The sequence below is a fragment of the Mycobacterium sp. UM_11 genome, from assembly GCF_001414075.1.
GTDB lineage: Bacteria > Actinomycetota > Actinomycetes > Mycobacteriales > Mycobacteriaceae > Mycobacterium.
In genome coordinates this window covers 1-768 of the sequence record NZ_LATC01000231.1, presented here as the reverse complement: position 1 = coordinate 768, position 768 = coordinate 1, and the positions used below count along the sequence as shown (strand labels likewise).

The following is a 768-nucleotide window of genomic DNA, read 5'->3' as shown; positions in this document are numbered from 1 at the left end:
CAGGTGTTTGACTTCGGGGCGTTACCGCCGGAGGTGAATTCCGGGCGGATGTATGCGGGTCCGGGTTCGGGGTCGTTGATGGCGGCCTCGGCGGCGTGGGATGAGGTGGCCGCGGAGTTGGCGACGGCGGCCAGTGGGTATGGCTCGGTGGTTTCGGAGTTGACCAGTGGGCCGTGGGTGGGTCCGGCGTCGGCGTCGATGGTGGCCGCGGTGGTGCCGTTTGTGAGTTGGCTCTCGGCGATGTCGGGGTTGGCCGAGGAGACGGCCAGTCAGGGCCGTGCGGCCGCGGCGGCGTTTGAGGCGGCGTTTGCGATGACGGTGCCGCCGCCGGTGATTGCGGCGAATCGGGTGTTGTTGGCGACGTTGGTCGCGACGAACTTTTTTGGTCAGAACACCCCGGCGATCATGGCGACCGAGGCTCAGTACATGGAGATGTGGGCCCAGGACGCGGCGGCGATGTATGGGTATGCGGCGGCCTCGGCCACGGCCTCGGAGTTGACCCCGTTTGCCGCGCCGCCCAACACGACCACGCCTGATGGGTTGGCCGATCAGGCGTTGGCGGTGAGCCAGGCGGCCACTCAGCCGGCGGGCAACACCGCCCAGACGGTGGCCTCCAACGCCACCCAGGTCGCCGCGCTGGCACCGCAAGCCGCCGCCGTGCAGCAGGCCAGCACCGCCGCGACGACACCGCCCGGGCCGTTCACCTGGCTGACCAGCGCCATCCAGAACTTCCTGCAAAGCGGGTTGCCCACCCCCACGAACAACTAC

The 768-nt window shown here is 69.1% G+C and carries 1 protein-coding gene; it reads left to right on the top strand.

What is annotated here, in order from left to right; translation table 11 throughout:
- Nucleotides 1-3 precede the first annotated feature (3 nt).
- A partial coding sequence (locus WU80_RS24790) for a PPE family protein (protein ID WP_156371897.1) occupies nucleotides 4-768 on the top strand: 765 nt, incomplete at its 3' end.